The organism is Bradyrhizobium sp. 186 (genome assembly GCF_023101685.1).
GTDB lineage: Bacteria > Pseudomonadota > Alphaproteobacteria > Rhizobiales > Xanthobacteraceae > Bradyrhizobium.
The window spans coordinates 5,638,984-5,662,935 of sequence record NZ_CP082164.1 but is presented as its reverse complement, the minus strand read 5'-3'; the positions used below and the strand labels follow the sequence as shown (position 1 = coordinate 5,662,935).

22 protein-coding genes are annotated in these 23,952 nt (G+C 63.9%); 17 read left to right on the top strand and 5 right to left on the bottom strand.

Annotated elements, in window-relative coordinates; all coding sequences use genetic code 11:
* Positions 1-11: 11 nt before the first annotated feature.
* Together IVB18_RS27215 and IVB18_RS27210 are read left to right on the top strand one after the other, a co-directional pair.
* Entirely contained in the window at positions 12-467 is a 456-nt protein-coding gene (locus IVB18_RS27215) for a hypothetical protein (RefSeq protein ID WP_247983505.1), read from the top strand.
* On the top strand, positions 460-1,692 hold the full coding sequence (locus IVB18_RS27210) for a biotin/lipoyl-binding protein (protein WP_247983504.1): 1,233 nt from the start codon (positions 460-462) through the stop codon (positions 1,690-1,692). Before IVB18_RS27215 ends, IVB18_RS27210 begins: the two co-directional genes overlap by 8 nt.
* A gap of 21 nt (positions 1,693-1,713) precedes the next feature.
* Here the strand turns inward: IVB18_RS27210 and queF are convergent, their stop codons facing one another.
* Together queF and IVB18_RS27200 are read right to left on the bottom strand one after the other, a co-directional pair.
* Entirely contained in the window at positions 1,714-2,175 is a 462-nt protein-coding gene (queF, locus tag IVB18_RS27205) for a preQ(1) synthase (RefSeq protein ID WP_247983503.1), read from the bottom strand.
* Positions 2,176-2,214: 39 nt separating this feature from the next.
* Positions 2,215-3,192 (bottom strand): lyase, encoded by a 978-nt coding sequence (locus IVB18_RS27200; protein ID WP_247983502.1) that lies wholly within the window; start codon positions 3,190-3,192, stop codon positions 2,215-2,217.
* A 177-nt stretch (positions 3,193-3,369) separates the two neighbouring features.
* Between IVB18_RS27200 and eno the strand changes: the two genes are divergently transcribed.
* From eno to IVB18_RS27125, 15 genes are all read left to right on the top strand, one after another.
* A complete protein-coding gene (eno, locus tag IVB18_RS27195; protein WP_247983501.1) occupies positions 3,370-4,653 on the top strand; it encodes a phosphopyruvate hydratase in 1,284 nt (427 codons plus the stop codon).
* Positions 4,654-4,686: 33 nt separating this feature from the next.
* On the top strand, positions 4,687-5,826 hold the full coding sequence (locus IVB18_RS27190; RefSeq protein ID WP_247983500.1) for a zinc-binding dehydrogenase: 1,140 nt from the start codon (positions 4,687-4,689) through the stop codon (positions 5,824-5,826).
* 112 nt (positions 5,827-5,938) lie between these two features.
* On the top strand, positions 5,939-6,937 hold the full coding sequence (locus IVB18_RS27185; protein WP_247983499.1) for an MBL fold metallo-hydrolase: 999 nt from the start codon (positions 5,939-5,941) through the stop codon (positions 6,935-6,937).
* Between the two features lie 181 nt (positions 6,938-7,118).
* Positions 7,119-7,670 (top strand): NAD(P)H-dependent oxidoreductase, encoded by a 552-nt coding sequence (locus IVB18_RS27180; RefSeq protein ID WP_247983498.1) that lies wholly within the window; start codon positions 7,119-7,121, stop codon positions 7,668-7,670.
* A 207-nt stretch (positions 7,671-7,877) separates the two neighbouring features.
* Complete coding sequence (locus IVB18_RS27175) at positions 7,878-8,195, top strand: septum formation initiator family protein (RefSeq protein WP_247983497.1); 318 nt, start codon at positions 7,878-7,880, stop codon at positions 8,193-8,195.
* Between the two features lie 217 nt (positions 8,196-8,412).
* Complete coding sequence (locus IVB18_RS27170) at positions 8,413-9,375, top strand: GAF domain-containing protein (RefSeq protein WP_247983496.1); 963 nt, start codon at positions 8,413-8,415, stop codon at positions 9,373-9,375.
* A gap of 327 nt (positions 9,376-9,702) precedes the next feature.
* A complete protein-coding gene (gene adh / locus IVB18_RS27165; RefSeq protein ID WP_247983495.1) occupies positions 9,703-11,220 on the top strand; it encodes an aldehyde dehydrogenase in 1,518 nt (505 codons plus the stop codon).
* 255 nt (positions 11,221-11,475) lie between these two features.
* The gene (gene pdhA / locus IVB18_RS27160; RefSeq protein ID WP_247983494.1) at positions 11,476-12,498 is read left to right on the top strand and encodes a pyruvate dehydrogenase (acetyl-transferring) E1 component subunit alpha; all 1,023 of its coding nucleotides are present in this window, start codon (positions 11,476-11,478) and stop codon (positions 12,496-12,498) included.
* Between the two features lie 29 nt (positions 12,499-12,527).
* A complete protein-coding gene (locus tag IVB18_RS27155; protein ID WP_247983493.1) occupies positions 12,528-13,919 on the top strand; it encodes a pyruvate dehydrogenase complex E1 component subunit beta in 1,392 nt (463 codons plus the stop codon).
* A 3-nt stretch (positions 13,920-13,922) separates the two neighbouring features.
* Positions 13,923-14,225 carry a DUF5076 domain-containing protein gene (locus tag IVB18_RS27150; protein WP_247983492.1) on the top strand — a complete coding sequence of 101 codons (303 nt, stop codon included), beginning with the start codon at positions 13,923-13,925 and terminating at the stop codon, positions 14,223-14,225.
* A 2-nt stretch (positions 14,226-14,227) separates the two neighbouring features.
* Positions 14,228-14,680 (top strand): nucleoside deaminase, encoded by a 453-nt coding sequence (locus IVB18_RS27145; protein WP_247983491.1) that lies wholly within the window; start codon positions 14,228-14,230, stop codon positions 14,678-14,680.
* 61 nt (positions 14,681-14,741) lie between these two features.
* Positions 14,742-16,091, top strand: a complete 1,350-nt coding sequence (locus IVB18_RS27140) for a pyruvate dehydrogenase complex dihydrolipoamide acetyltransferase (protein WP_247983490.1) — start codon at positions 14,742-14,744, stop codon at positions 16,089-16,091.
* A 143-nt stretch (positions 16,092-16,234) separates the two neighbouring features.
* A complete protein-coding gene (lpdA, locus tag IVB18_RS27135; RefSeq protein ID WP_247983489.1) occupies positions 16,235-17,656 on the top strand; it encodes a dihydrolipoyl dehydrogenase in 1,422 nt (473 codons plus the stop codon).
* Positions 17,657-17,883: 227 nt separating this feature from the next.
* Complete coding sequence (locus tag IVB18_RS27130) at positions 17,884-19,125, top strand: threonine synthase (RefSeq protein WP_247983488.1); 1,242 nt, start codon at positions 17,884-17,886, stop codon at positions 19,123-19,125.
* Between the two features lie 84 nt (positions 19,126-19,209).
* On the top strand, positions 19,210-20,181 hold the full coding sequence (locus IVB18_RS27125) for a tripartite tricarboxylate transporter substrate binding protein BugD (RefSeq protein ID WP_247983487.1): 972 nt from the start codon (positions 19,210-19,212) through the stop codon (positions 20,179-20,181).
* 94 nt (positions 20,182-20,275) lie between these two features.
* Here IVB18_RS27125 and IVB18_RS27120 read toward each other — a convergent pair whose 3' ends face one another.
* The 3 genes from IVB18_RS27120 to IVB18_RS27110 all read right to left on the bottom strand — a co-directional run bounded on the left by IVB18_RS27120 (position 20,276) and on the right by IVB18_RS27110 (position 23,685).
* Positions 20,276-20,662, bottom strand: coding sequence for a response regulator (locus IVB18_RS27120; protein ID WP_247983486.1), 387 nt, complete (start codon positions 20,660-20,662; stop codon positions 20,276-20,278).
* A gap of 90 nt (positions 20,663-20,752) precedes the next feature.
* Positions 20,753-21,424: a response regulator transcription factor gene (locus IVB18_RS27115; protein ID WP_247983485.1), complete on the bottom strand. Its 672-nt coding sequence runs from the start codon at positions 21,422-21,424 to the stop codon at positions 20,753-20,755.
* The gene (locus IVB18_RS27110) at positions 21,421-23,685 is read right to left on the bottom strand and encodes a PAS domain S-box protein (protein ID WP_247983484.1); all 2,265 of its coding nucleotides are present in this window, start codon (positions 23,683-23,685) and stop codon (positions 21,421-21,423) included. Before IVB18_RS27110 ends, IVB18_RS27115 begins: the two co-directional genes overlap by 4 nt.
* Positions 23,686-23,952 lie beyond the last annotated feature (267 nt).

The following is a 23,952-nucleotide window of genomic DNA, read 5'->3' as shown; positions in this document are numbered from 1 at the left end:
GGGAGAGTCGCGTGAGTGAACCGCTTCATCCCGCTGCGCCCCATCATTTGCCTTCCTTCATTACGGCGCCCGGCGACACCGATGTCCTGATGGTTGTCGTCGGCATCGTTCTCGTGGTGGCCGTTCTCGCGGTCGGGAATCTCTATTTGCACCTGCACACAATGCCGGAGCGGATGGCCCACAAGTCGCAGAAATTCCAATTTGAGATCGTGGCCGTGCTGGGGCTGCTGGCGCTGTTTACGCACAACCACCTGTTCTGGGTGATCGGCCTGTTCCTCGCCATGATCGATCTGCCGGATTTCAGCACGCCGCTGCGCAAGATTGCCGGATCGGTTGAGAAGATGGCCGGCGTTGCGCCGGAGCAAGATCCGACCGAGCCGCCGCATGAAGCCGCTGCCGCGCAAGATTCTGCGGCCGGCGATACCAAGGGCGGCATCGCCAAGAGCGAGGTGCACAGCCATGCTTGAGCTTCTTCTCTGCTCCCTCCTGACGATATTCCCGGACTATCTCTATCGCCGCTATCGGCAGGGAAAGCGCATCGGGCACGAAATCACGCTCTATTCGGTCTGGTTCGAGCTGCGATTTGGCATCATCGCCTGCCTGATGCTGACGGTCTCGCTGATCACGATGATCTTCTATTATCATCCTTCGACCTCGTCGGCGACGCTGTTCTATCGGACCGTTCCGATCGTGTCCGAGGTCACCGGCCGCGTCGCGGAGGTTCATGTCGGTGTGAGCGCGTCCGTCAAGCAGGGCGACGTGCTTTTCAGACTCGACAGCGCCAAGCAGGAAGCGTCGCTCCTGACAGCCAAGCGCAAGATCGCCGAAGTCGATGCCGCCATGCTGGCGGCGCAAGCCGATATCACGAAGGCGGAAGGCCAGCTTCAGGAGGCAAAGGGCTCGTTGCAGCAGGCGACGGACGAACTCGACACCAAACGCGAATTGCAAAAGCGCAATCCCGGTATCGTTCCGCAACGCGATATCGAAAAGCTCGAAGTGGCCGCCGCGGGGCGCCAGGGCACGCTCGACGCTGCGACTGCTTCCAGACAATCCGCGATGACGCGACTGAGCGCTCTGCTACCGGCAGAGAAGGCAAGCGCAGAGGCGGCGCTGGCTGAAGCGCAGGTCGATCTGGACAAGACGTTCATTCGGGCCGGTGTCGACGGGCGGGTCGAGCAGTTCGGGCTGAGGCCGGGCGATATCGTCAATCCAATGATCCGGTCGGCCGGCGTCCTGATTCCGGAGGGGGCGGGACGGCGTGCCCTGTTGGCAGGATTTGGGCAGATCGAGGCTCAGGTCATGAAGGTCGGAATGGTGGCCGAAGCCACCTGCATCTCCAAGCCGTGGACGATCATTCCGATGGTCGTGACCAACGTGCAGGACTACATCGCGGCGGGGCAGTTCAGGGGCGGCGAACAACTGATCGAGGCGCAGCAGGTCGCGCGTCCCGGCACCATTCTCGTTTTCATGGAGCCGATATACAGCGGCGGGCTGGAGGGCGTGACGCCCGGCAGCAGTTGCGTCGCCAACGCCTACACCAGCAATCACGAATTGATCTCGTCGGGGAAGCTCGGTTCGTTCAAGAGCTTTGCGTTGCATGTCGTCGATGCGACCGGGCTCGTGCACGCAATGCTGTTGCGGATTCAGGCCCTGGTGTTGCCGATCCAGACGCTGGTGCTGAGCGGACACTGATCTGGCCGCATCCGCCAAAGATTATCCCCGCCCGCGGTACGGCGCCACGCCTTGCGCCGGCACCCACAATCCCTTCGGCACACGGCCGGTCTGCCAGAACACGTCGATCGGGATGCCGCCGCGCGGATACCAGTAGCCGCCGATGCGAAGCCATTTCGGCTTGATCTCGGAGGCGATGCGCTTGCCGATCATCACGGTGCAGTCCTCGTGGAAGGCACCGTGATTGCGGAAGCTCGCGATGTAAAGCTTTAGCGACTTCGACTCCAGTAGCCAGGGGCCGGGCGCATAATCGATTATCAGATGCGCGAAATCGGGCTGGCCAGTGACCGGGCAGAGCGAAGTGAATTCCGGCACGGTGAAGCGCACCAGATAGTCCGTGCCCGCCTGCGGATTGGGGACGCGGTCAAGCTGGGCTTCTTCCGGAGTGTGCGGCCATTCGACCGCGCGGCCGAGCTGGAGAGATTTCTTCGCCATCGTCGTCATCCTTTGCGGATGCCGAGATGGACGCAATTGTGGCTGCCGTCAACCTGAGGCAACCGTCTGAATCAGCACCACCCTGTCGTTGCCGGATTCGCAGCCCCAGAGCTCGCCCGGCCGACCGTCGAGCTGGCGGACGTTGGCGTTGGGTTTGTCGCTGGCGAAAACGTTGAACTTCTCGGTTGTGGGATCGAAGCGCACGATGGCGTTGGCCGAGAAATCCGTGAGCCAGACCTTGTCCTTGTCGTCGACATAGACCGCGTAGGCGCGGGGACGTTCTCCGGGCAGCTTCCAGGTCTTCCAGGAGCCGTCGGCGGGATCGTGCACCGAGACATGACCGCTGTTCCACTCGCTGACCCAGATCCGGCTCTTCGAATCCGACCAGACCCGCCGCGAACCCTGATTGGGCGGCGGCGGCTCGACGACGGTCGCGTTGCCGGTCGCCAGATCGATCTTCGCGATGTAGCTGCCGGCGAGCGAGGCGTACCAGATGTCGCCCGTGGGCGTCACGGCGATGCCGTAAGGACCGACGCCCTTCGGCGCCTTGAACACCGTCATCTCGCCGGACTTCGGCGCCAGCCGGCCGTAATAGCCGGACTGCCCGGTGAACCAGTAGGTGCCGGCCTTGTCGAACACGCCGGTGTTGAGATTGGCGGAGGCAAACTTTTCCGGCAGGCGGAACAATGTGACTTTCAAGTCCGCCGGGTCGACCCGCGCGATCGCGTTCTGGCCGCCCTCGGTGATCCAGGGGGCACCATCGGGGCCAATCGTCACGCCGTGCGGGGCGGCACCCTGGCCGAGGCTGACGGTCTTGAAACTGCCGTCCTTCGGATCGAGCCTGCCAAGCATGCCCTTGCCCTGCGCGGTGAACCAGACCGTGCCGTCCGGGGCGGGCGCAAGATCGTGCAGGCCGATGCCGGGGCTAATCGGGAAATATTTTGTCCGGAACGGTCCCTCCTGCGCAAAACTTGGGCGGATCGCGAGGAGGGCGGCGCTCGAGGCAAGAAACTGGCGGCGATTCATGGCGTTACCCCGACTGTTTCAGATGCAGGTTGGACGCGCAGACCAGACAAGGTCAAGCTTAGTCCGAGCCGCTTCACGCGTCAGTCGAAGGGCGCCGCCCAAGCGTTCACATTTGCTTGCGCTCCGTGTAAGACCCGCGACGAACCGATCAGCTCCAACGAACGGAAGTGCACCATCATGACCGCCATCATCGACATCATCGGCCGCGAAATCCTGGATAGCCGTGGCAATCCCACCGTCGAGGTCGATGTCGTGCTCGAGGACGGCGCGCTCGGGCGCGCCGCGGTGCCGTCCGGCGCCTCCACCGGGGCCCATGAGGCGGTGGAACTGCGCGATGGCGACAAGGCCCGCTATCTCGGCAAGGGCGTCTCCAAGGCGGTCGGCGCCGTCAACGGCGAGATCTTCGAGGCGCTGAGCGGCCTCGATGCCGAGCAGCAGGTCCAGATCGACCAGATCATGATCGACCTCGACGGCACGCCGAACAAGAGCCGGTTGGGCGCCAACGCCATCCTCGGCGTCTCGCTCGCCTGCGCCAAGGCGGCCGCGAACTCGCTCGACATGCCGCTCTATCGTTACGTCGGCGGCACCTCGGCGCGGCTGCTGCCGGTGCCGATGATGAACATCATCAATGGCGGCGTGCATGCCGACAACCCGATCGACTTCCAGGAGTTCATGATCCTGCCGGTCGGCGCGTCCTCCTTCGCCGAGGGCCTGCGCTACGGCGCGGAGGTCTTCCACACCCTGAAGTCCGAGCTGAAGAAGGCCGGCCACAACACCAATGTCGGCGACGAGGGCGGCTTTGCCCCGAACCTGCCATCGGCGGATGCCGCGCTCGAATTCGTCATGAACGCGATCGGCAAGGCCGGCTACATGGCGGGCACCGACATCGTGATCGGGCTCGACTGCGCCTCGACCGAGTTCTTCAAGGACGGCAAGTACGTCTACGAAGGCGAGGGCAAGACCCGCTCGGTGTCCGAGCAGGCCAAATATCTTGCTGACCTTGTCGGCCGCTATCCGATCGTCACCATCGAGGACGGCATGTCGGAAGACGACATGGACGGCTGGAAGGAGCTCACCGATCTCGTCGGCAAGAAGTGCCAGCTCGTCGGCGACGATCTCTTCGTCACCAACGTCAAGCGCCTGGCGGAAGGCATCAAGGCGGGTCGGGCCAACTCGATCCTGATCAAGGTCAACCAGATCGGCACGCTCACCGAGACGCTCGCCGCCGTCGAGATGGCGCACAAGGCCGGCTACACCTCGGTGATGTCGCACCGCTCCGGCGAGACCGAGGATTCCACCATCGCCGATCTCGCGGTCGCCACCAATTGCGGGCAGATCAAGACCGGCTCCCTTGCGCGTTCCGATCGCACCGCCAAATACAACCAGCTCCTGCGCATCGAGCAGCAGCTCGGCAAGCAGGCGCTCTACGGCGGCAAGGCGGCACTGAAGGCGCTGGCATAAGCCGGCGCTACGACAAAACAGGGGAGGATCGACATGAGCGACGGCAAGACCGGACTGCAACTGCGTTCGCTGATCAGGAAGAGCGGTGAGCTCGAGATCTCGCTGGTCGACGTGCCGACCCCCGAGCCAGCCGCGGACGAGGTCGTCGTCCGCGTCGAGGCGGCGCCGATCAATCCGTCCGATCTCGGGCTTCTGATCGGTGCCGCCGACATGAGCACGGCGAAGGCATCGGGCACGAAAGAGTCTCCCGTCATCACCGCGAAGGTGCCGGAAGGCGCGATGCGGGCGATGGCAGGCCGGCTCGACGAATCCATGCCGGTCGGCAACGAAGGCGCGGGCGTTGTCATCAAGACCGGCTCGTCCGATGCCGCGAAGGCGCTGATGGGCAAGACCGTCGCGATGATCGGCGGCGCGATGTACGCGCAGTACCGCACTCTGAAAGTGCGCGAATGCATGCCGCTGCCCGCGGGCACCACACCGGCGGAAGGTGCATCCTGCTTCGTCAATCCGCTGACGGCGCTCGGCATGACCGAGACCATGCGGCGCGAGGGTCACAAGGCGCTGGTGCACACCGCGGCCGCCTCCAATCTCGGGCAGATGCTGAACAAGATCTGCATCAAGGACGGCATCCCGCTGGTCAATATCGTGCGCAGCAAGGAACAGGCCGACATCCTGCACAAGCTCGGCGCCAAGTATGTCGTCGATTCCACCGCGCCGAGCTTCCTCGGTGATCTCACCAATGCGCTGGTCGAGACCGGCGCCACCATTGCCTTCGATGCCATCGGCGGCGGCAAGCTTGCCGGTGACATCCTCAACTGCATGGAAGTCGCGATCAACAAGACCGCCAAGGAGTACAGCCGTTACGGCTCCAACGTGCACAAGCAGGTCTACGTCTACGGGGGACTCGATGTCCGTCCGATCGAACTGCCGCGCGGCTTCGGCATGGCCTGGGGCGTCGGCGGCTGGCTGCTGTTTCCGTTCCTGATGAAGATCGGGCAGGCGGACGGCGCAAAGCTGCGCCAGCGCGTGGTCGACGAATTGAAGACGACCTTTGCGAGCCACTACACCAAGGTGGTGTCGCTTCAGGAGACGCTCGATCCGGCCAATATCGCGGTGTACGCCAAACGGGCCACCGGCGAAAAATTCCTCATCAACCCGAATAAATTTTCGTGATGTGCGACGGCGCGTCACCGAAAAGAGGACTTGCCTTCTGAGCGAAGCAGGAGATTATTCCGCCGCCATTGAAAGCGGAAAAATCGCAAGGCGCTCAGAAGGGGACATCTACATGACCGATCTCAATCGCCGTCACCTGCTCGCAGGCGCAGCCGCGGTGGGCGCTGCTGCCGTTACCGGGCTCGGGCCGACCATTGCCAATGCCTCAGTGCCGCAAAGCGGCGCGCAGGCGCCCGGCTTTTACCGCTACAAGGTCGGATCCTACGAGTGCACCTCGATCAACGACGGCGCGCGCACCTTCCCGATGCCGGACAAGTTCGTCGTCAACGCGCCCAAGGACGAAGCGCTCGCCGCGGGCGAGGCGGCCTACATGCCGAAGGGCATGGTCACGGTGCCGTTCAATCCGCAGCTCATTAACACCGGCTCGAAGCTCGTGCTGATCGATGCCGGCAACGGCGCCGCCAATCTCGAGCCGAGCAAGGGCGCGGTCGGCCGCACGCTGCAAAACCTTGCGGTCGCAGGCATCGATCCCAAGAGCATCGACATTGTGCTGCTCTCGCATCTGCATCCCGACCACACCAACGGCATCCGCCTGGCCGACGGCTCGCTCGCCTTCCCGAATGCGGAGATCATGGTGCCGGGCAAGGACTGGGAGTTCTGGACCAGCGAGGACAACACCGCCAAGGCCGAGTCCAACGGGATGATGAAGAACTATTTTGCCAACGTGAAGAAGACGTTTGCCGGGCTTGAATCCAAGGTGACGAAATACGAGTGGGGCAGGGAGGTCGCGCCCGGCATCACCTCGATCGCGACGCCGGGCCACACCCCCGGGCACACTTCGTTCGCGGTCGCGTCTGGCGGTGCCAAGGTGCTGATCCAGTCCGACGTCACCAACATCCCGGAGTTCTTCCTGCGCAATCCGGACTGGCATGTGGTGTTCGACACCGACGCCGCGCTGGCGCAGGAGACGCGTCACAAGTTCTACGATATGGCGGCGGCGGAGAAGGCGACGGTCATCGGCTTCCACTTCACCTTCCCCTCGGTCGGTCATGTCGAGAAGGACGGCGCCAAATATCGCCTGATCCCGTCGGCCTGGAATCCGACGATCTGATCGGTACGACATTTTATTCAATGATCAGGCCGCCTCTTGGCGGCCTGATTGTCTTGGGCAACTGTCTGCTTTCGTGAAACACAGCGTTTCCAAATCGGACCGGTTCATGCACTTGCATCCATCGGTCCGGATCGCTTAAGTGCCGCCCCGGCACTCCCGCTGAAGATTTCGAGGACAACCCATGGCCTACAACATCGTCACGATCGCCGGCAGCCTGCGCAAGGACAGCTTTTCGCTGAAGATCGGCAATGCGCTCGCCAAGCTCGCGCCGGCATCTCTCAAGCTTGAGGTCATCACGCCGGCGGGCATTTCGTTCTTCAACCAGGACCTCGAAGGCGCGCCGCCGGCCGACTGGTTGTCTTTTCGCGAAAAACTCCAGAAGTCGGACGGCGTCCTATTCATCACGCCGGAATACAATCGCGCGATCCCGGGCGTGCTGAAGAACGCCATCGACGTCGCCTCGCGGCCCTACGGCAAGAGCTCGTTCAACGGCAAGCCGGTCGGCATCATTTCCAACTCGCCGGGACCGCTGGGCGGCGTCAGCGCGGCAAAGACCTTGCAGAACATCCTGCCCGGCATTGCCGGCCAGATTATGCAGCAGCCCGAGATCTACCTGAACGCCGTCGGCGACGCCTTCGACGCAGACGGCAATCTGGTCAAGGACTCGCTGAAGCACGTGCTCCAGGCCTACATCGACGCGTTTGCAGCGCATGTGGCGAAGCATCACGGGTGATGCCCCACTCAAGTCTCCGTCATGGCCGGGCTTGTCCCGGCCATCCACGGCTTTCTCCGTAGCGACGAAGAACGTGGATGCCCGGCACAAGGCCGGGCACGACGATCGGCGAGGAGGGCTCAATTTCCTCGATCGGCCGAGCGGCCTGCGAGACGGAGCGGGCAGGGAATTAGCACTCCCTTAACCAACCTGTTCCATGTTGCCAAAATGGTCTCCCGCGCGCGCCTGAAATCGATCCTGACCGGTCTCGCCCTCTACGCGATGGCGGCCGCTATCGTCGGCTATTTCGGCATCAACGCCTATACTGGCAAGTACGGCCTCAACGCCCGCCAGGAACTCGATCAGGAGATCATCGCGCTGACCAGCGAACTGGCGCAGCTCAAGCGCGAGCGCGCCAGGAGCGAGCAGCGTGTGTCGCTGTTGCGCTCGGAGAAGATAGACCCCGACATGCTGGACGAGCGGGCGCGCTTTCAGCTCGACTATGCCAATCCGCATGATCTCGTTCGGACGAACCCGCCGAACTAGCGCTTCCGACCGTTCCGAAATCCGCTTCGAAAGCCTCTGTCGAATATCGGAAGCCATGTTCGTTGGTGCCGAAAGTCGTACGGCCGGGGCCATGTTGCCGCCTTGACGGTGGCGCGCTAACGGGTCCATGGCTGTCCCCTGCGCTGTCGTCCAAAGTTGACACAGATCAACCGGACCGCGCCGGCACCGCCTAGACTGTCTTCCGGAGGAAACAGTGATGAATGGGCAAGCCCCCCGGCATCACGCGGCCCGCGTCGAGGCCGCCATCGTGTCAGGCCAGGCGGCTCGCTCCGCGCTCGTGGCCTCGTGGCGCCGTTCGTCCCGGCTGCATCATCTCGATCCCGGCGGCCGTCACTCGCCGATGCGGCTGAGCGAAGCCCAGCTGCGACAGGCGCGCGAGCGCATCGCGCCGCTGCTGGCCGCCGCGCACGGGACAATGGACCGGCTCTACCAGGCGGTCGGCGCCGCCGGCTGTTGCGTGCTGCTCGCGGACGGCGACGGCGTGCCGGTCGATCGTCGCGGCACGCCGGCCGACGACACCACCTTTCAATCCTGGGGCTTGTGGACCGGCGCGCTCTGGAGCGAGCAGCATGAGGGCACCAACGGCATCGGCACCTGCCTCGTCGAGCAGCGTCCGCTGACGATCGATCGCGATCAGCACTTCTTCACCCGCAACACGTTACTGAGCTGTACCGCCGTCCCGATCTACGACCATGAGGCGGCGTTCGCGGGCGTGCTTGACGTCTCCTCTTGCCGCGCTGACCGCACCGACGCCTTCGCCAATTTGATCGCGCTCGCGGCGGGTGACGCGGCCAAGCGCATCGAGGCCGAACTGTTTCGGAAGGCCTTCGCCCATGCCCGCATCGTGCTGACACAGGCCGCGGACGGCCAGTGCGGCGGTCTGGTCGCGGTCGATGCGGATGATCTCGTGATAGGCGCGACCCGATCCGCCCGGGTGGGACTTGGGATCGCGCCCGGCCGCCCGTTGCAGCCGGTGCCCGCGGCCGATCTTCTCGGCGGCGATACCGCGCACGACCACCTTGCCGGCGGTCAGCGCGCGGTGTTGCAGCGGGCGCTGTTGCGCGCGGGCGGCAATGTTTCGGCGGCCGCCAAGGCCCTCGGAGTGAGCCGCGCAACCCTGCACAGGAAGCTCAATCGGTTTGGGCTGAATGCGCACTGAGTCCTGCTGTTTCCTCACTCGTCATTGCGAGCAGGCGAAGCAATCCAGAGTCCCTCCGCCGAAAGATTCTGGATTGCTTCGCTCCGCTAGCAATGACGATGCGGAAGGCGCGCATGACCCAACTTGCACCTTGCTTTGAGGAACCCGGGCAAGCGCGGCTCTCAGGATGAAACCCGTGTGTGTGGCCGCATCACCTGTCGCAGAACTGCGACAGGTCGGCTCAGCCATCGCTTCCGCCCGGGCTGACATAACACCGCTCCCGCGACATCGTCGGCGCAAATCGTGAGCACACGACGGATTGCGCAAACAGCAACATAGTGAGTGAACATGAACAAGGTCGAATTCCTCAGCGTCACCAAGCATCCCTTCGCCGCACGCTATGACAATTTCATCGGCGGTAAGTTTGTCGCGCCGATCTCGGGCCGTTACTTCGACAATGCTTCGCCAGTGAACGGCCAGATCGTCTGCAAGATCGCGCGCTCCGACCATCAGGACGTCGAAGCGGCGCTCGACGCGGCGCATGCCGCGAAGGCTGCCTGGGCACGCACCAGCGTCGCCGAGCGCGCCGCGATCCTGAACAAGATCGCCGACCGCATGGAAGAGAATCTCGAGCGGCTCGCCATCGCCGAGACCTGGGATAACGGCAAGCCGATCCGCGAGACCCGCGCCGCCGACCTGCCGCTGGCTATCGATCACTTCCGCTACTTCGCCGGCGTGGTCCGCGCCCAGGAAGGCTCGATCGGCGAGATCGATCACGACACCATCGCCTATCATTTCCATGAGCCGCTCGGCGTGGTCGGCCAGATCATCCCCTGGAACTTCCCGCTGCTGATGGCCTGCTGGAAGCTCGCGCCCGCGCTCGCAGCCGGCAATTGCGTGGTGCTCAAGCCCGCCGAGCAGACGCCGGCCTCGATCATGGTCTGGGCCGAGATCGTCGGCGACCTCTTGCCGCCCGGCGTCCTCAACATCGTCAACGGCTTTGGCCTCGAAGCCGGCAAGCCGCTGGCCTCGAGTCCGCGGATTGCAAAGATCGCCTTCACCGGCGAGACCACGACGGGCCGGCTGATCATGCAATATGCCAGCCAGAACCTCATTCCCGTCACGCTGGAGCTTGGCGGCAAATCGCCGAACATCTTCTTCAGCGACGTCACCGCCGAAGACGACGACTTCTTCGACAAGGCGATCGAGGGCTTCGTCATGTTCGCGCTGAATCAGGGCGAAGTCTGCACCTGTCCGAGCCGGGCGCTGGTCCACGAGGACATCCATGACCGCTTCATCGAGCGGGCGCTGAAGCGCGTCGCCGCGATCAAGCAGGGCGATCCGCGCGAGGCCGATACCATGATCGGCGCGCAAGCCTCGGGCGAGCAGCTGGCGAAGATCCTCTCCTACATCGACATCGGCAAGCAGGAGGGTGCGAAGCTGCTGGCCGGCGGAGGACGTGCCGAGCTCGCGGGCGATCTTGCCGGCGGATTCTATGTCCAGCCGACGGTGTTCGAGGGCCACAACAAGATGCGAATCTTCCAGGAGGAGATTTTTGGCCCCGTCGTCTCGGTCACGACCTTCAAGACCGACGAGGAGGCGCTCGCGATTGCCAACGACACGCCCTATGGCTTAGGGGCCGGAGTCTGGAGCCGCGATGCCAACCGCTGCTACCGCTTCGGCCGGGCGATCCAGGCCGGCCGGGTCTGGACCAACTGCTACCATGCCTATCCCGCGCATGCGGCATTCGGCGGCTACAAGCAGTCGGGTGTCGGGCGCGAGACCCACAAGATGATGCTCGATCACTACCAGCAGACCAAGAACCTCCTGGTCAGCTACAGCCCGAAGAAGCTCGGCTTCTTCTGATTGGGCAGGAGCGAGCGGCGCCGTTTTGGCGCCGTTCGTTCCAGCGAACGGGCGCTGACCGGCGCAGGGCTTCCAGGCGTAACCCCGCGAATCGCTTGTGATTAAATTTGTTGCCCCATCCGCGCCAAAGATTTTCCAATATTTCGATCACGTTGCAGTGCGGCATAATGAAAGTCGTGCCATGCCGCCGCGGTGCTTTCGCGCGCGTTTGACTTGGGTTAGAGAGGGCTGAAGTTTCTCTGACCCGGAATTCCCATGGCCGCACCCAAGAAAGCCGCCGTAAGCGCTCAACAGGACAAGACCGATGGCGGTTCGCCCCCGGAATTCACCAAGGAGCAGGAGCTCAAGGCGCTCCGCGACATGCTCCTGATCCGGCGGTTCGAGGAAAAGGCCGGCCAGCTCTACGGCATGGGCGCAATCGGCGGCTTCTGCCACCTCTATATCGGCCAGGAGGCCGTGGTCGTCGGCATGCAAATGGCGCTGAAGCAGGGTGATCAGGTCATCACCGGCTATCGCGATCACGGTCATATGCTCGCCACCGGCATGGAGGCCAACGGCGTCATGGCCGAGCTTACCGGCCGCCGCGGCGGCTATTCCAAGGGCAAGGGCGGCTCCATGCACATGTTCAGCAAGGAGAAGCACTTTTACGGCGGCCACGGCATCGTCGGCGCGCAGGTCTCGCTCGGCACCGGTCTCGCCTTCGCCAATCACTATCGCAGTAACGACAATGTCAGCGTCACCTATTTCGGCGACGGCGCAGCCAACCAGGGCCAGGTCTATGAGAGCTTCAACATGGCGGAGCTGTGGAAGCTGCCGGTGATCTACGTCATCGAGAATAACCGTTACGCCATGGGCACTTCGGTCTCGCGCGCCTCGGCGCAGCAGGATTTCTCCAAGCGCGGCGCCTCCTTCAACATTCCCGGCACGCAGGTCGATGGCATGGATGTCCGGGCGGTGAAGGCCGCCGGCGACGAGGCTGCCGCCTGGTGCCGCGCCGGCAAGGGGCCGATGATTCTGGAGATGCAGACCTACCGCTATCGCGGTCACTCGATGTCCGACCCCGCAAAATATCGCACGCGCGAGGAGGTCGAAAAAGTCCGCCACGACCAGGATCCGATCGAGCAGGTGCGCAATCGCCTGTTGGCCGCCAAGGTCAGCGAGCAGGATCTGAAGGCGATCGACGCCGAGGTCCGCGACATCGTCAATGCCTCCGCCGACTTTGCCCAGCATGATCCCGAGCCAGATGCCGCCGAGCTCTGGACCGACATTTATCGCTGAACGCGCGCAAGCTTTCTTTTGGAGCCGATATGCCAATTCAAGTGCTGATGCCCGCGTTGTCACCCACGATGGAGAAGGGCAACCTCGCCAAGTGGCTGAAAAAAGAGGGTGAGACGATCAAGTCGGGCGATGTGATCGCCGAGATCGAGACCGACAAGGCGACCATGGAGGTCGAGGCGACCGATGAGGGCACGCTCGGCAAGATCCTGATCCCCGAGGGTACCGCGGACGTTGCCGTGAACACCCCGATCGCGACGATTTTGGCCGATGGCGAAAGCGCGGCCGATCTTGCCAAGGCACCCGCGCCTGCTCGGCAGCAGAAGGCCGCCGAATCAGCGCCGCCTGCCGCCGCAAAGGCCGAGGCACCCGCGCCCAAGGCTGCACCGTCCGCGCCGCAGGCTGTCGCCGAACCAGATCCGGAAGTCCCTGCCGGCACCGAGATGGTGACGCAGACCATCCGCGAGGCCCTGCGCGATGCCATGGCCGAAGAGATGCGCCGCGACGCCGACGTCTTCGTGATGGGCGAGGAGGTCGCCGAATATCAGGGCGCCTACAAGGTGACCCAGGGCCTGTTGCAGGAGTTCGGCGCCAAGCGCGTGATCGACACGCCGATCACCGAGCACGGCTTTGCCGGCATCGGCGTCGGCGCCGCAATGACCGGGCTGAAGCCGATCGTCGAGTTCATGACGTTCAACTTCGCCATGCAGGCGATCGACCAGATCATCAACTCGGCGGCCAAGACGCTCTACATGTCCGGCGGCCAGATGGGCTGCTCGATCGTGTTCCGTGGCCCGAACGGTGCCGCCGCGCGTGTCGCGGCCCAGCACAGCCAGGACTACTCCTCCTGGTATTCGAACGTCCCGGGCCTCAAAGTGGTCGCGCCGTTCTCCGCGGCGGACTACAAGGGCCTGCTCAAGGCCGCGATCCGCGATCCCAATCCGGTGATCTTCCTCGAGAACGAGATGCTCTACGGCCACACCGGCGAAGTGCCGAAGCTCGACGATTTCGTGATTCCGATCGGCAAGGCGCGTATCGTGCGCTCGGGCAGCCATGTCACGATCATCTCATGGTCGAACGGCATGAGCTATGCGCTGAAGGCCGCCGACGAGCTCGCCAAGGACGGCATCGAGGCCGAGGTCATCGACCTGCGCACGCTGCGGCCGATGGACACCGAGACCATCGTCAACTCCGTCAAGAAAACGGGGCGCGCCGTCACGGTGGAGGAGGGCTGGGCCCAGAGCGGCGTCGGCGCCGAGATCGCCGCGCGCATCATGGAAAACGCCTTCGACTATTTGGATGCGCCGGTCGCCCGCGTCTCCGGCAAGGACGTGCCGATGCCCTATGCCGCGAACCTGGAGAAGCTCGCGCTGCCCTCGGCGGCGGAAGTGGTCGAGGCCGCCAAAGCCGTCTGCTACAGGTAGGCCATGGCGGGCCCGAAGGAGCAGCCATTGCCGCCCGACGTCCTCGCCCGCGACGACGCGGTTGAGATCTTGCGCGTGTTCGTGCTGGACGGCGGGCTGTCGATGGCGTTCCAGCGCGCCTTCGAGGAGCCCGACATGTGGGGCCTGTTGCTCGTCGATCTCGCCCGCCACGCCGCGCGCGCCTATGCGCGCGAGAGCGAATATACCGAGGAGGACGCCCTGAACCGGATCATCGAGATGTTCCAGGCGGAGATCGAGCGGCCGACCGATACCGGCACGACGACACCGCGGGGGAAGGGGCACTGACCGTGGCGATCGAATCCCATCACTACGATTTCATGCTGGAGGCGATCCGCGAGGCGGAGGCTTCGATCGCGCAGGGCGGCCTGCCGATCGGCGCGGTGCTGACGCGCGACAACAAGATCATCGCCCGCGGCCACAACAACCGCGTGCAGGAGAACAACGTCATCCTGCACGGCGAGATGAGCTGCCTGCGCGAGGCCGGCGTGATCTCGTTCCACGATACCGTCATGTACACCACGCTGTCGCCATGCTCGATGTGTGCCGGCGCGCTCGCTCTGTTCAAGGTCTCGCTGGTGGTGATCGGGGAATCCGTGACCTTCCCGGGCTCCAAGGACATTCTCGACAAGTTCGGCACCCCCTGGATCGATCTTGCGGACGACCGCTCCATCACCATGATGAAGAATTGGCGTTCAAATCCAGCCAATGAGCGCCTGTGGCAGGGCGACATCGGCAACTAAACCTTGGTCTGTCGTCTTCGCTCCGAGGACGACGTTTTTAGAAGTTCTTCGTGAGGTCAGCATGCCCATCAACATCCTGATGCCCGCTCTCTCGCCGACGATGGAGAAGGGCAACCTCGCCAAGTGGCTGAAGAAGGAAGGCGACAAGGTCAAATCCGGCGATATCATCGCCGAGATCGAGACCGACAAGGCGACCATGGAGGTCGAAGCGATCGACGAAGGCACGATCGCCAAGATCCTGGTGCCCGAAGGCACGCAGGACGTCCCGGTCAATGACGTGATCGCGGTGCTTGCCGGCGAGGGCGAGGACGTGAAGGCGGCTGGCGCCGGAGCGGCAAAGCCGAGCGCATCGGCTGCGCCGCCCAAGGCCCCTGAAGCTCCTGCTGCTACGCCGGCTCCCGCGGCTACTCCGAAAGCGCCGCCGCCTGCCGCCGCACCGGCGCCGCAGGCCGCGACTCCCGCTACGCAGAGCAACGGCCATGGCGGCCGCGTGTTCTCGTCACCGCTGGCGCGCCGTCTTGCCAAGGATGCCGGCATCGAGGTTGCGATGGTCACGGGCAGCGGCCCGCACGGCCGCGTCGTCGCGCGCGACGTCGAGCAGGCCAAGTCCGGCAAGGGCCTCAAGGCACCGGCCGCGAGCCCGTCCTCCGCGCCCTCGATCGCGCCGACCATGTCGGACAAGCAGATCCTGGCGCTGTTCGAGCCCGGCTCCTACGAGGTCGTTCCGCATGACGGCATGCGCCGCACCATCGCGCAGCGCCTGACCGCATCGATCCAGAACGTCCCGCACTTCTACCTCACCATCGACTGCGACATCGGCAAGCTGCTCGCTGCACGCGAGGAGATCAACGCCGCCGCACCGAAGGACAAGGAGAAGAAGCCGCTCTACAAGATCTCGGTCAACGACTTCGTCATCAAGGCGATGGCGGTCGCGCTGCAAAAGATCCCGAACTGCAATGTGAGCTGGACCGAATCCGGCATGGTCAAGCACCACCACTCCGACGTCGGCGTCGCCGTGGCGATGCCCGGCGGCCTGATCACGCCGATCATCCGCAAGGCCGAGACCAAGACTCTGTCGACCATCTCCAACGAGATGAAGGATTTTGCCGCGCGGGCGCGGAGCCGCAAGCTTAAGCCGGAAGAATACCAGGGCGGCACCACCGCGGTTTCCAACCTCGGCATGTTCGGCATCAGCCACTTCACCGCCGTGATCAACCCGCCGCATGCGACGATCCTCGCGGTCGGCACCAGCGAGGAGCGCCCCGTCGTGCGCGGCGGCAAGATCGAGATCGCGCACATGATGAGCGTGACCTTGTCCTGCGATCACCGCGCCATCGACGGCGCGCTCGGCGCCGAGTTGATCGGTGCCTTCAAGCAGCTCATCGAAAACCCCGTCATGATGATGGTGTGACGAGAAAAGAATTCGCGTCGTCATTGCGGGCGTCGCGAAGCAATCCAGGACGTGACCGGCAGACTGGATTGCTTCGTCGCAACAGCTCCTCGCAATGACGGTCTCGAACATTGAGGCCGGTTAAACGGGAACGAGCGCAGAGCATGGCCGACACATCCTTCGACGTCATCATCATCGGCTCCGGTCCCGGCGGCTATGTCACTGCGATCCGCGCCGCCCAGCTCGGTCTCAAGACCGCGATTGTCGAGAAGTCGTATCTGGGCGGCATCTGCCTGAACTGGGGCTGCATCCCGACCAAGGCGCTCTTACGCACCGCCGAGATCTACCACTACATGCAGCACGCCAAGGATTACGGCCTGTCGGCGGAGAACGTCTCGTTCGATCCCAAGGCCGTGGTGCAGCGCTCGCGCGGCGTCTCGAAGCGGCTGAACGACGGCGTCGGCTTCCTGATGAAGAAAAACAAGGTCAGCGTGATCTGGGGCGCCGCCTCGATCGACGCACCCGGCAAGGTCACCGTGAAGAAGTCCGACGTCGAGGGACCGAAAGGCGCGCTGGGCGAGGGCAGCTACCAGGCAAAACACATCATCGTCGCGACCGGCGCGCGCCCGCGCGTGCTGCCGGGGCTCGAGACCGACAAGAAGCTGATCTGGACCTATTTTGAGGCGATGGTGCCGGAGCGGATGCCGAAGTCGCTGCTGGTCGTTGGCTCCGGTGCGATCGGCATCGAGTTCGCTTCGTTCTTCCACACCATGGGCTCCGACGTCACCGTGGTCGAGGTGTTGCCACAGATCCTGCCCGTCGAGGACGCCGAGATTGCCGGCCTCGCCCGCAAGCGCTTCGAGAAGCAGGGAATCAAGATCTTGTCCTCGACCAAGGTGACGAAACTCGAGAAGAAGGCCGACAGCGTCGTCGCCACGATCGACGACGGCAAGGGCAAGCCGGTCACGACCGAGTTCGAGCGTGTGATCTCGGCGGTCGGCGTGGTCGGCAACATCGAGAATCTCGGCCTCGAAAAGCTCGGCGTCAAAACCGACCGCGGCTGTATCGTGATCGACGGCTACGGCAAGACCAACATCCCCGGCATCTACGCCATCGGCGACGTCGCCGGACCCCCAATGCTCGCACACAAGGCCGAGCATGAAGGTGTGATCTGCGTCGAGGCGATCAAGGGGCTGCACCCGCACGCCATGGACAAGAACCTCATTCCCGGCTGCACCTACTGCAACCCGCAGGTCGCTTCGGTCGGCCTCACGGAAGCGAGTGCGAAAGATGGCGGCCGCGAGATTCGCGTCGGCCGCTTCCCCTTCGTCGGCAATGGCAAGGCTATTGCGCTGGGCGAAGACCAGGGCCTGGTCAAGGTGATCTTCGACAAGAAGACAGGCCAGCTCCTGGGCGCCCACATGATCGGCGCTGAGGTCACCGAGCTGATCCAGGGCTACGTCGTCGCCATGAACCTGGAGACCACGGAAGAAGAGCTGATGCACACGGTCTTCCCGCATCCGACGCTGTCGGAGATGATGAAGGAAGCCGTGCTGGATGCCTACGGGCGAGTGCTGAATATTTGACCGCTGAGGAACCGTAGCGTCATGCGACGGTAGAAGTCCCGTCATCCTGAGGTGCGAGCTGCGCGGTGCACGGCACCGCGCAGCGAGCCTCGAAGGATGGACGGCCGAAATGCAGCCGGGCCGTCCATCCTTCGAGGCTCTCCATACGGCGCGGTGCGCCGCATGGCTCGCACCTCAAGGTGACGGTCTAATACCGAACGGATCAGAACAAGAAGAGGGCTTAACCCGTGCAAGACAACGACAACCTCACCATCGAACGCCCGACCTTCGTCACCCATCTCGAATGCGCGATGGAAGGCGATCACTACGCCGCTGACCAGGTCCACAACCTCTCCAAGGCCGGCAAGCCACTGCTCGTGCGCTACGACCTCACCAGCGTGAAGAAAGCGCTGACCAAGGATGCGCTCAGCCAGCGTCCCGCCGATATGTGGCGCTATCGCGAGCTGCTGCCGGTGCGCAAATGCAAGGACATCGTCTCGCTCGGCGAGGTCACGACGCCGTTGATCCGGCTGCCGAAGCTCGGCGCAAGACTCGGCGGTGGCGAGATCATCGTGAAGGACGAAGGGCGGCTGCCGACCGGCTCGTTCAAGGCGCGCGGCCTGGTGATGGCAGTGTCGATGGGCAAGGCGCTCGGCATCAAGCACATGGCGATGCCGACCAACGGCAATGCTGGCGCGGCGCTCGCGGCCTATGCGACCTCCTGCGGCATCAAGACCACGATCTTCTGCCCGGCCGATACGCCCGAGGTGAATGTCAGCGAGATCGAGCTCCAGGGCGCGACGGTCTATCGCGTCAACGGCTATATCGACGATTGCGGCAAGATCGTCGGCGAGGGCAAGACCAAGGTCGGCTGGTTCGACACCTCTACGCTGAAGGAGCCGTACCGGATCGAGGGCAAGAAGACGATGGGGCTGGAGCTCGCCGAGCAGCTCGGCTGGGACGTGCCCGACGTGATCTTCTATCCGACCGGCGGCGGCACCGGCCTGATCGGGATGTGGAAGGCTTTTGACGAGTTGGAGAAGATCGGATTCATCGGCTCAAAGCGTCCACGCATGGTCGCGGTGCAGGCCTCCGGCTGCGCGCCGATGGTGCGGGCCTATGAAGCCGGCGCCGAGCACGCGACGCGCTGGGAGGACGCCCACACCATCGCATCCGGCATCCGCGTGCCGCAGGCGATCGGCGATTTCCTGATCCTGCGCGCCGTGGGCGAGAGCAGGGGTTTTGCGATTGCGGTCGACGACAACAAGATCTCGTCCGCGCTGAACGAGGTCGCACGCGAAGAGGGGTTGCTACTGTGCCCGGAAGGCGCCGCCACCTACGCCGCCTACAAGGACAGCCTCGCCGACGGCCGCGTCAGCAAGAATGACCGCGTGATGCTGTTCAACTGCGCCACCGGCCTGAAATATCCGCTGCCGCCGGTCACGCGTACGCTGGACCGCCACAAGCCGATCGATTTTTCGCAGTTCTAGCGCGGCAATACGTTGCGAACGACCCCTCTCCCCGTGTGCGGGAAGAGGACAAAAAATAACAATGAGATCGTCGGGGAGAAGACAATGAAGAAGGCCGTCTGGGCCGCGCTGGTTGGCATTCTCGTGTTCGCGGGCGCCGCGCGTGCCGACGAATATCCTTCACGCCCGATCACCATCATCGTGCCGTTCGCGGCCGGCGGCCCGTCGGATGCGATGGCCCGGGTGCTTGCCGAGCGGATGCGGACGACGCTCGGCCAGCCCCTGGTGATCGAGAATGTCACCGGCGCCGGCGGCTCGATCGGCGTCGGCCGTGCCGTGCATTCGCCGCCCGACGGCTACACCATCTCCTTCGGCCATCTCGGCACGCACGTTGCCAACGGCGCCGTCTACAAGCTCAACTACGATCTCGTCGCCGATCTCGAGCCGGTGGTGCTGTTGCCGAGCAACCCGATGATCGTCGTCAGCAAGAACGCCGTGCCTGCAACCTCGCTGAAGGAGCTGCAGGCGTGGCTCAAGTCGCGGCCGTCGCCCGCGACTACCGGCACCGCGGGTGCTGGCTCCGGCAGCCACATCGCCGGTGTCTATTTTGAAAGCGTCAGCGGCATCAAGCTGCAATACGTCCCGTATCGCGGCACCGCTCCCGCGCTGAACGATCTCATCGCCGGCCAGATCGACGTCATCGTCGACCAGACCTCCAATTCCATCAACCAGGTCCGCGCCGGCACCATCCGCGCCTATGCCATCACCGACGACAAGCGCCTGTCGTCGGCGCCCGAGATTCCGACCGCGGAGGAGGCGGGGCTGAAAGGCTTCAACATGACGCTGTGGTCGGGCCTGTGGGTGCCGAAGGGGACGCCGAAGGAGGTCGTGACCAAGCTCAACGCCGCGGCCGTGGAAGCGCTGAACGATCCCGCGGTGAGGAAGCAGCTCGAAAGCCAGGGCCTGGAGATGACGCCGCAGGATCAGCTCACCCCCGAAGCCCTCGGCACCCGCCAGAGGGCCGAGATCGCGAAATGGTGGCCGATCATCAAGGCCGCCAATATCAAGGTGGATTGAGCCACGTCTGAGGCTTTTCCTATGCCGCCGCGCCATCCGACCTCATCCTGAGGAGGCCGCGAAGCGGCCGTCTCGAAGGATGGCCGCGGGAGAATCACGCCGTGGCCTCCCCACGTCCTCGCAGCGCCACCTCCAGGCATTGCATCAGCTCCGAGGTGGCGAACGGCTTGCCAAGAAAACAGATTGCGCCGGCCTCGAGCGCACGCGCACGCACGCTCTCCTCCGGGAAAGCCGTAATGAAGATGAACGGAGTGGCCGAGCCTTGGTCGCGCGTCTGCGCCAGCAGGTCGATCCCGCTCATGACGGGCATCTGCACGTCCGCGATCACGCACGAGGCGTCCCGCAAATCGGTCGATTCCAAAAACTCCTCCGCGGATGCAAATGTGTGCACAATGTACCCGCGCGACTTTAGAAGGTTGTTGATTGCGGCCCGCACATAGGGGTCGTCGTCAAGCACCGAAATTACCGAAGGTCCTGACAAGACGTTCGCTCCTCGCCTGGGAATGCGCCTGCCGTCGCACTCGCGGCCACGCGTAACGTGGGCCCGCCGGGCGAGATTTGAAACTCATACTTAGGTTTGTACATTCGGCTTGGTGCGCCGAATCCCCAGCGTCTCGGCCATTCTCACCAGGTCGGCCAGCGACTTCGCGCCCATCTTGCGCATGATCTGGCCACGATAGATCTTGACGGTTATTTCGGCCAGTTGCAGCTCGGAGGCCACCTGCTTGTTCATCAGGCCGGACGTCACCAGCGACAACACGTCCCGCTCGCGCGAAGTGAGGGACTCGAAGCGACATCTCACATCCGAGACCGTCTTCTCGAGGTCGCGGCGCTTGCGATCCCGCTCGATCGCGGCCTGGACTGCATCCAGGATGTCCTGGTCGCGCACCGGCTTGGTCAGGAAGTCGACCGCGCCGCTCTTCATGGCCCGGACAGTCATGGGAATGTCGCCATGGCCGGTGATGAAGATGATGGGTGTGTGGATATTTGCTCTGGTGAGATCGGCCTGCAAGTCAAGGCCGCTCAGTCCCGGCAGGCGGATGTCGAGCACCAGGCAGCTGGGTACTTCCGGCGGCCCGCTTTGCAGGAGTTGCGGCGCCGAGCCGAATGCCTCGACCCTGAGGCCGACCGATTCAAAGAGATTGGTGAGCGCCCGGCGCATCGACGCATCATCGTCGACGATGAAGACGATCGGCTGATCGTCGTTCGCCTTCGGTGGGGAAGGCTTGGCGCGCTCCGTCACGATGCTTCCTCTTGATGCGAGGGCAGGGTGATCTGAAATGTCGCGCCGCACCCCTGATTGGGCGAGGCCGAAAGCCGCCCGCCGTGAGCTTCGACGATGGAGCGGCAGATCGACAGTCCCATGCCCATGCCGCTGGCCTTCGTGGTAAAGAACGGCATGAACATGCGGTCGATCGCGTCTTCACAGAGGCCGACGCCGCGGTCCGTCACGGTCACCAGCACCGCCGCGCTTTCATCCGAGCCCGAGCGGATCACCAGCTCGCGCGGGCGATCGACGACGTCTTCCATGGCCTCGATCCCGTTCATGATCAGGTTGATCAGGATCTGTTGCAACTGGATTCGATCGCCGAAAATCCTGGGTAGCGCCGACGACAGCTCCATTCGTACCGATACTGCGTGGCTCGCCATCTCGCGCTGAACGAGCGCGACCGCCTCCCGGACGACCCGGTTGGCGTCGAGCGGCGCCATCTCGACGTCGGTTCTCTTGGCGAGCGCCCGGATGTGGCGGATCACCTCGCTGGCGCGGTTGGCGTCTTCGATGATCCATTCCACCGAGCGGCGCGCCAACCCGAGATTGGGTGGATCGCGCTGAAGCCAACCGATGCAGGCGTCGGCATTGGCGATCACGGCGGCGAGGGGCTGGTTGATCTCATGGGCGATCGAGGCGGTCAGCTCGCCGAGTGTCGTGACGCGCGTCACATGGGCGAGCTCGGCTTGCGCCTTGCGCAGCGCCTCTTCGGCCTGGTCGGCCCGGATGGCCGCGGTCACATCAGTGCAGACACCACGATAGCCCAGGAAGTCGCCGTTGGCATCGAAGAAGGGCTTGCCGCTGGTGCGGACATAGATCGGATGTCCATTCCGGTCTTTGCTCCGGTACACCAGGTCGCGGAACGGGATGTGGGCATCAAGTGCCGCCCGATGCTGTTGCCACTTTTCCGGCTCGAGCTCGGCGTCAGGAGTAATGTCCCAGCGCGTGAGCCCGACCACCCCCGATGGGGCCACGCCGGCTATATCGGAATGTTCCGAAATCTGGGTGACGCGATGGTCCGGCCCGGTCTCCCAAAACCAGTCGGACGCGGTCTCGGCGTAGTCGCGGAAACGCTGCTCGCTTTCACGAAGTCGTCGTTCTGTTTCCTTGGCCGCCGTGACGTCGCTCACCGAACCGACGAATTCCAACTGGCCGCCGGCGTCTCGCGTGGCGCGGGCCACCGCATGGACGTGCTTCACGAAGCCGTCGGGCATCACGAGCCGGTATTCGTGATCGTAGTCCTTGCCTTCGCGCGCCGCCCGACCGGTGGTCCGTTGCACCGCGAGCCGGTCCTCCGGATGGATGCGCTGGAGCATGAACGGGATCTCGGGCTTCGTCGTCTCGTCGCATTGGAAGATGCGATAGGTCTCCTTCGACCAGGTGATTTCGCCGGTCATGGACTTCCAGCCGAAGCTGCCGGTGTGGCTCAGTTCCTGCGCCTGCGCGAGGTACGCCTCGCTCTGCCGCAGCGCATTCTCCGCTTCCTTGCGCTCGGTAACGTTCTCACAGGCCACCAGCACGGTCGGTCTGCCATCGGCCCGCAGCATGGCCTTGGCGTTCTCGCGCACCCACAGCACCGAGCCGTCCTTGCGTACCTTCCGGATTTCCCAGGTGTGTGACTGATCGACGGTCTCAAGGCAGAGCGCTACACATTGGCGGACGAAGTCGCGGTCTTCCTCGAAGAACACGTCCAGCACGGATTGGCCGATCAACTCCGCCGTCGTATAGCCCAGTTGTGCGGCGCCGAACGTATTCACGTTCACCACGGTTCCAGCCGGATCGACCATGAAATACATGACCGGGTTGTGCTCGAAGATTTGCTGCCATTGCTTCACCGCCTCGCGCAAATCGGCATCGCCGGATCCGGAGCTCGGCTTGGCGCGGGTAACTTGCCGTTCGCTGCGGGCCTGCTGGATCACCCCCGACCCGATCAGGCACGCGAGCAGGAAGGGAACGATCACCAGGCGATCCTGCGGATCGGCGACACGGAAATCAAAGAGGGGCGGTGCCGAAAAATAGTCGAGCGCGGCAACAGCGAGGAGAGCCAGCAGACCTGAGGCCAGAAAATTGTCCGCGAGCGCGAACAGCAGGATCACCACGAGAAAACAGCAGGCGGTCGCTGCGAGCCCGATCTGGAGGAAAAAGCAGGCCGCGGTCACCACCGCCAGCCCGAAGCAGCCGAAGACGAACTGCGCGGCTGACTTCCCGAATGTCGTTGCCCGGCCAAGCTTCATCGCAGACGGTCCCGGCGGTCCCTGCGGTGAACAGAAGTAGAGCACGTTGCAACTGCATGGGCAATTCCTTCCGACCAAAGTCGGATGAGTCGCGTTTCAGCGATGTCTCACCTTTCGAATTTGCCGCTTGCCGCGCTGTTCGCCGCAGCGCATCGGGCGCGCCGCGCGAGCCGGGATTTCGCGGTCACCGTGCAACTTGCACAGCGTGCGCCGTCTCGTTGCGACTGGGCCCCGGCGCAAACCCCGGGCAACTACGGGACAAACCTA

Bases quoted from the DNA above. Each gene is read 5' to 3' on its own strand.
- IVB18_RS27210 (WP_247983504.1), top strand. From the start codon at position 460: ATGCTTGAGCTTCTTCTCTGCTCCCTCCTGACGATATTCCCGGACTAT.
- queF (WP_247983503.1), bottom strand. From the start codon at position 2,175: ATGACGACGATGGCGAAGAAATCTCTCCAGCTCGGCCGCGCGGTCGAA.
- IVB18_RS27200 (WP_247983502.1), bottom strand. From the start codon at position 3,192: ATGAATCGCCGCCAGTTTCTTGCCTCGAGCGCCGCCCTCCTCGCGATC.
- eno (WP_247983501.1), top strand. From the start codon at position 3,370: ATGACCGCCATCATCGACATCATCGGCCGCGAAATCCTGGATAGCCGT.
- IVB18_RS27190 (WP_247983500.1), top strand. From the start codon at position 4,687: ATGAGCGACGGCAAGACCGGACTGCAACTGCGTTCGCTGATCAGGAAG.
- IVB18_RS27185 (WP_247983499.1), top strand. From the start codon at position 5,939: ATGACCGATCTCAATCGCCGTCACCTGCTCGCAGGCGCAGCCGCGGTG.
- IVB18_RS27180 (WP_247983498.1), top strand. From the start codon at position 7,119: ATGGCCTACAACATCGTCACGATCGCCGGCAGCCTGCGCAAGGACAGC.
- IVB18_RS27175 (WP_247983497.1), top strand. From the start codon at position 7,878: ATGGTCTCCCGCGCGCGCCTGAAATCGATCCTGACCGGTCTCGCCCTC.
- IVB18_RS27170 (WP_247983496.1), top strand. From the start codon at position 8,413: ATGAATGGGCAAGCCCCCCGGCATCACGCGGCCCGCGTCGAGGCCGCC.
- adh (WP_247983495.1), top strand. From the start codon at position 9,703: ATGAACAAGGTCGAATTCCTCAGCGTCACCAAGCATCCCTTCGCCGCA.
- pdhA (WP_247983494.1), top strand. From the start codon at position 11,476: ATGGCCGCACCCAAGAAAGCCGCCGTAAGCGCTCAACAGGACAAGACC.
- IVB18_RS27155 (WP_247983493.1), top strand. From the start codon at position 12,528: ATGCCAATTCAAGTGCTGATGCCCGCGTTGTCACCCACGATGGAGAAG.
- IVB18_RS27150 (WP_247983492.1), top strand. From the start codon at position 13,923: ATGGCGGGCCCGAAGGAGCAGCCATTGCCGCCCGACGTCCTCGCCCGC.
- IVB18_RS27140 (WP_247983490.1), top strand. From the start codon at position 14,742: ATGCCCATCAACATCCTGATGCCCGCTCTCTCGCCGACGATGGAGAAG.
- lpdA (WP_247983489.1), top strand. From the start codon at position 16,235: ATGGCCGACACATCCTTCGACGTCATCATCATCGGCTCCGGTCCCGGC.
- IVB18_RS27125 (WP_247983487.1), top strand. From the start codon at position 19,210: ATGAAGAAGGCCGTCTGGGCCGCGCTGGTTGGCATTCTCGTGTTCGCG.
- IVB18_RS27110 (WP_247983484.1), bottom strand. From the start codon at position 23,685: ATGAAGCTTGGCCGGGCAACGACATTCGGGAAGTCAGCCGCGCAGTTC.